General features: G+C 36.6%; 6 protein-coding genes and 1 pseudogene. 6 read left to right on the top strand and 1 reads right to left on the bottom strand.

Annotation, left to right across the window (positions count from 1 at the left end; translation table 11 throughout):
• Positions 1-254 precede the first annotated feature (254 nt).
• The 4 genes and pseudogenes from COD11_RS12840 (at position 255) to msrB (ending at position 2,689) form a co-directional block, all read left to right on the top strand.
• Positions 255-767 (top strand): GNAT family N-acetyltransferase, encoded by a 513-nt coding sequence (locus COD11_RS12840; protein ID WP_098797303.1) that lies wholly within the window; start codon positions 255-257, stop codon positions 765-767.
• Between the two features lie 414 nt (positions 768-1,181).
• Entirely contained in the window at positions 1,182-1,625 is a 444-nt protein-coding gene (locus COD11_RS12830; protein WP_098797301.1) for an OsmC family protein, read from the top strand.
• A 110-nt stretch (positions 1,626-1,735) separates the two neighbouring features.
• Positions 1,736-2,197 (top strand): annotated as a pseudogene (gene msrA / locus COD11_RS27530) (peptide-methionine (S)-S-oxide reductase MsrA); the annotation flags it as partial.
• A 45-nt stretch (positions 2,198-2,242) separates the two neighbouring features.
• A complete protein-coding gene (msrB, locus tag COD11_RS27525; protein WP_255301619.1) occupies positions 2,243-2,689 on the top strand; it encodes a peptide-methionine (R)-S-oxide reductase MsrB in 447 nt (148 codons plus the stop codon).
• 352 nt (positions 2,690-3,041) lie between these two features.
• On the opposite strand, the gene COD11_RS12820 is transcribed toward msrB, so the two are convergent.
• Positions 3,042-3,935 (bottom strand): LysR family transcriptional regulator, encoded by an 894-nt coding sequence (locus COD11_RS12820; RefSeq protein ID WP_098797299.1) that lies wholly within the window; start codon positions 3,933-3,935, stop codon positions 3,042-3,044.
• Positions 3,936-4,065: 130 nt separating this feature from the next.
• Between COD11_RS12820 and COD11_RS12815 the strand changes: the two genes are divergently transcribed.
• Both COD11_RS12815 and COD11_RS12810 read left to right on the top strand, forming a co-directional pair.
• Positions 4,066-4,761, top strand: a complete 696-nt coding sequence (locus COD11_RS12815; protein WP_098797298.1) for an L-2-amino-thiazoline-4-carboxylic acid hydrolase — start codon at positions 4,066-4,068, stop codon at positions 4,759-4,761.
• Positions 4,731-5,978: a Zn-dependent hydrolase gene (locus COD11_RS12810; protein ID WP_251647058.1), complete on the top strand. Its 1,248-nt coding sequence runs from the start codon at positions 4,731-4,733 to the stop codon at positions 5,976-5,978. The genes COD11_RS12815 and COD11_RS12810 overlap by 31 nt, the downstream gene beginning before the upstream one ends.
• The last annotated feature ends 41 nt before the right edge of the window (positions 5,979-6,019 follow it).

Raw genomic sequence — 6,019 nt, 5'->3', positions numbered from 1 at the left:
TCTTTATATACTGTAGATAAGGGCGCGATTGTTGAAGAACACTTAGATTTATAAAGACTTTATTGCTAAAGTATCCTTATTTAACAACTTTATTTTACCCCCATCCAAAACAAGACGGGGGTATGTGTGTTGAAAGTATTTAACTTAAACAACTTATTATAACCTTGACATTTCCTTATTGCGGGTGGTGACAGCTTCGCTGGTACTACCCCAATAAATGGAGGTAAATACATTGATGTTGAAAGGAAGAAAAAATGATAAGAGAAGCAACTCAAAATGATTTAATGGACATTTTAAATATCTATAATGATGCCATTCTCAATACGACTGCTGTATACGCATATAAACCCCAAACGCTTGAAAGTAGACAATTTTGGTATGAACAAAAGAAGGAGGAGGGGTATCCAATATTAGTATGCGAACAAGATCATAAAGTGGTTGGATTTGCGACATTTGGTCCTTTTAGAGCATGGCCAGCTTATAAATATTCAATTGAGCATTCTGTATATGTACATAAGGAGTACAGAAAAAAAGGAATTGGGACATCTTTACTGAAAGATATAATCGCAAATACGAAGGAGAGGGGGTACATGACTTTAATTGCTGGGATTGATGCCGCAAATGAAAAAAGCATTACCATGCATAAAAACTTTGGCTTTGTTCATTCAGGTACCATAAAAAAGGCGGGTTTTAAATTCAATAGATGGCTCGATTTAGCTTTTTATCAACTAGAACTTAAAGGGCCTAAAAATCCTGTAGAAGAATAAATTTCGTTGGTATTTATAAAGAATCATTACAGAAAGGCGGAAGTTGCGACTGAATGGAATCCTTCCTGCCAAAGTAAAAGTTCACGTTTCCGGTTATTTAAAATTAATGGGTTAAATTTATACCTCCTCAGCCTTCTTGCTCTGGAGGTTTTTGGCATACCTCCTAGCCAAATACAAAAAATAAAGTAAGCCTGGATGAATAAAAAGATAATAGAAATTCCATAACTTTTTCACAATAATATATGAATACATTCTCCCGAATCCAGGAGACCATACTACTAGTTGCAGAGAAATTCTACTTTGCTTCATTTTATTATTCGTTAAATATGTAAGGCACCTAACATTTTTTTTAGAGTATTCCAAGTATACTCCTAAGTATAAGTTATAAAAACATTTTAAGAGGAGGAATTAATCATGGCATTAGTGAAATTCAATATCGAATCCACATCTCAAAAGGTAACAACTGAGGTGAAGGCGGCAGGAGCTCATACATTTTTTGTAGACGAACCAAAAAACTTAGGTGGGAATGATAAGGGTGCAAATCCATTAAATACTCTGTTAGGCTCTCTTGCAGGCTGTGAAAACGCCATTGCCAATATGGTGGCAAAGGAAATGAAGTTTAATTTAAATGGAATCGACTTCAAAATTGAAGGAGCTTTAGATCCAAAAGGCTTAAGGGGTGATCCATCCGTAAAGCAATACTTCCAAACCCTTACGATTGAAGCACTTGTGGATACTGACGAGTCTGACGAAAGAATTCAAGAGCTTAAAGAAAAAACTGATTCAAGATGCCCAGTATTTAACATTTTAAAGGATACAAACTTTATTAAGATCCAATCTACTTGGAGAAGAAAATAATCTTACTGTTTGTCAAGGAGCCCTTTATGAACTAAGAGGTTTTTTCTTAAAATGAAGAATAAATAAGGTTTGGGTAATCTTGGGATATATACTATACTGGAGGTCTGTTTATGTCAGCACAATATGAATTAGCTACGTTTGCTGGTGGGTGTTTTTGGTGTATGGTTCAGCCATTTGATGAATTACCTGGTATTATAAAAGTAGTGTCAGGCTATACAGGTGGGCATAAAGAGAACCCAACTTATCATGAAGTGTGCTCTAATACAACGGGTCATTATGAGGCAGTTCAAATTACGTTCGACCCAACCGTTTTTCCGTATGAGAAGCTGTTAGAGCTTTTCTGGCAGCAAATTGATCCTACCGATGCTCATGGTCAGTTTGGTGATCGAGGAGAGTCCTACAAAACGGCCATTTTTTATCATACAGGGGAGCAAAAACGACTAGCCGAAGAATCTAAGCAGAAATTACAAGAAAGTAAAAGGTTTTCAAAACCAATCGTGACAGAAATTAAAGAGGCGTCTGTGTTTTATGCGGCAGAAGAATATCATCAGCACTATTATAAAAAGAATTCCTTTCATTATAATAATTATAAGGAAGGGTCAGGACGAGCAGGATTTATTCGCGAAAACTGGAAAAAGCATCAGGCTGAAAACATCAAGAAGCTTAATCCTATTCAGTATCGTGTTACACAAGAAAACGGAACAGAACCACCCTTTCAAAATGAATTCTGGGATCATAAAGATGAAGGGATTTATGTCGATATTGTCTCTGGCAAACCATTATTTAGCTCTCTTGATAAATTTGATTCTGGCTGTGGGTGGCCGAGCTTCACGAAGCCGATTAAGCACCAAGAAGTAATTGAAAAACTTGACACCTCCCATGGAATGAGACGGATAGAAGTAAGAAGCAACTCAGCAGATTCTCATTTAGGACACGTATTTGATGATGGTCCACGTGATAAAGGCGGGCTTCGATATTGTATCAACTCTGCGGCCCTTAAATTTATTCCAAAAGATAAACTACAGGAAGAGGGCTACGAGGAATATCTTGGTTTGTTTCAATAGAAATCTAAAGTCCTTGGGGCTTCTCCAAGGACTTTTTCATTATAAGGCCAATCTGTAAGCTAGGTAACAGTATGAACAATCATATTACTGTTAAATGAGAAGTGGAATACAATCGATGTCCAGGAAGGGAATATGTTGAGATATCGCACCGATGGAAAGTTTCTTTGGACACTTTCTTTAAAGATTAAGCAGAGTATAAATCATAAGATAAAATAGAACAGAAGAGGATCGAGTGATAGAGATATAACCAGCATTGTTATCAATGGTACCTAAACAAAATGACCCCGGAGCTATACCGGGTCCATTTGCCTGGTCGCAGGTGCTTATTAAATCAGATAGTATATCAGAATTTTCACTTGTCAATAATCATATTCAAACTTGAAGCGAAATTTTTAGAAATTTCCACAAACTTTAAAGCGCTTGGAGAAAGCTGAATACTGTGTTTGTGTGCAATACCGACGTGTCTAACATACGACTCATTAATTTTTTTTCGAATAAGGGTATTAGGTGCATGAATTAAAATTGAATTCGGTACGATTGAAATACCTAAATTCTCATTTACCATCGTCAAAATGACTTGGTCAACGGATAATTCATAAACGATATTGGGGTGTAATTTATTTTCAGATAACATGCGTGAAACATCTCGGTCAATGGTCCGCTTTGGCATTATCCATCGTTCATCTTTTAATTGTTCTAGATAAAGTTTATCCTCCTCTGCCAACCGATGATCTTTCGCCATTATGCAAACGAGTTCATCATCAAAAATGGAATCAAAAACAAGATTTTTTGAATGCGGCTTTACTAAAAAACCAATATCGATAATCCCATTATGCAGCCATTCCTCGATTTGATCGTAATCTCCCTCCATCAAACGAATGTGTAAGTTAGGATGATGTTCTGCAAAGTACGCTAATATTTTTGGTAGTAAAACGAAAGAAACACTTGGAAGAATACCAACAGATAATGAGCCTCCGATAAAATTTTTTAAACTCGCCACTACTGTTTCAAGCTGATGCTGCTGTTGTAAAATTTTTGAGATATGCTCATAAATAATTTTGCCTTCGCTCGTCAAAACGATATTGTTGCGATTACGGATAATAAGAGACAGCTCTAGTTCTGTTTCTAAATTGCTGATCGCATGACTAATAGAAGACTGTGTGAGATTCAACTTTAAGCCGGTTTCGGTAAAATTCCCTATATCAACTAGCGTATGAAATGCGACATATTGCGCTAAAGTAACCATCGTAAACTCCTTTTATGAATTTTTTTCATACTCATTCAGCAAAATATTCATTTGATTTATTTTAATGTTCCCTCCTATAATAAAAATAAATCCCGAGTAAATCAATATGAATTATTGGAGGTCCAAATACATGGCAGAGGAAAAGTTGATGATGAAGGCTTTATCCATGGATATTATTACAGCAAAAATGTTTACTGAATTACATCTGTCTATTACGGAAGAATACGGCGAACATGGTTGTGAGTTAGTTCAAATAGGATTAGAATCTTTTGGTTTAAAAGACGCTGAAGCAATGGCGAAAAAGGCGACAGCAGAAGGTGAAAATCATGCTTTCTTTGAATATTTACCAAAAGTTGTAGAAGGAGAAGAAAAATTTGCGGATTTAACGACATATGCACGTTTTTCAAAAATGTTTGCACAAATTGCAAAACAAGTTGTTGATGAATACGGTGAGAAAGGCGAGCAGGTAATAATGCGAGCAGTAGAACGCTTCGGTAATAAACGTGGTGAAGGTATTGCACAACGAGCACGTACAAACGGTTTAGAAAATACTGTAGAAAATTACCTAACTAACTACGATATGGGGCGCAGCGATTTATTTGAAATTGACACGGTTTATAAAAAGAATGAAGTAGAGCAAACATTTACACATTGCCCATTTGGCCAACAATGGGCAGACGATAATATGGGTAAATACGGTATTCTTTATTGCAAAGTAATCGATCCATCCATTGCAAAAGGATATAATAAAAATTTTGAAGTTATACATGATCAATATGTATTACGTGAGGGTCAATGCCATTTCCAATTTCAGCTGAAAGAGTGAGTGTAATGATTAATGCTAACCGACTACTAAAGCATCTTCAAGAATTAAGTCAAATTGGACGTAATGCACTAACAGGCGGCATTAATCGCTTTTCTTTTACACCTGAAGAACAACAGGCTATTGAGCTCGTAACATCATATATGGAAGAAGCCGGCATGACGATCACAGTTGATGCTGTTGGGAACGTTATTGGCACATATGGTGAAGGAAGCGAAACCGTTATGCTGGGCTCTCATATTGATACTGTGCCAGAGGGCGGAAAATATGACGGTGCTTTAGGTGTTCTTGCAGCGATTGAAGTCGTACAAACCATTCATGAACAACAACTATCACTTTCAAAGAAAATTGAAGTTGTAGCGTTTAAAGATGAAGAAGGAACACGCTTTGGCTTTGGGTTAATCGGCAGTCGTGCAATGGCTGGCCTTTTAACATATGAGCACCTACAGAAAACCGATGCATCAGGTATTTCTATTGGAGAAGCAATGAAGCAATCCCAAATCTCACCCGTTCTTTTAGAAAAAATAAAACGTAATGACATCCAAGCATATTTAGAAATGCATGTTGAGCAGGGAAGAGTACTAGAAAACGAAGAATTACCGGTAGGCATCGTTACAGGTATTGCAGCACCATTATGGCTGGAAGTGACTGTGACAGGCGTTAGTGAACATGCTGGTGCAACGCCAATGCCAATTCGTAAGGATGCTTTAGCTGCAGCTAGTGAAATGATTTTAGCAATTGAACAAATGCTCAATGACAGAACCGATTCTGTAACTACTGTCGGAAAACTAATTGTAGAACCAAATGGCGTAAATGTCATTCCGGGTAGAGTTACTTTTACAATTGATATTCGTGATATTGATGAACAAATAATAAGTACTTTGGAGAGTTCCATTTTAAGACAAATGCAAAAGATTGCTGAGCGCAGAAAAGTTACGCTGAAAACAAAGATGATGCAACGCGTAAAACCAACAAAAACAGATCCTATGCTTCAACAGCAGCTTGCAAATAGTATTGAGAAGCAGGGTGTAAGACCTTATTCATTAATAAGTGGTGCTGGGCATGATGCCATGAATATCGCAGCTGTGGCACCAATTGGAATGTTATTTGTTCGTTCAAAAGATGGTATTAGTCATAATCCGTTAGAGTTTAGTTCAGATGAGGATATTATGATTGCAACGAATATTTTTTATGACACAGTAGCAGGACTTACCAAGTAAATTTATATATATAGAAAAAAAGCTTTTGTTCATATATTAAC

It is taken from the genome of Bacillus sp. AFS040349 (assembly GCF_002577655.1).
Classification (GTDB): Bacteria; Bacillota; Bacilli; order Bacillales; family Bacillaceae; genus Metabacillus.
Note: the sequence above shows the minus strand (reverse complement) of the source record. Positions and strands in the feature narration are given on the sequence as shown.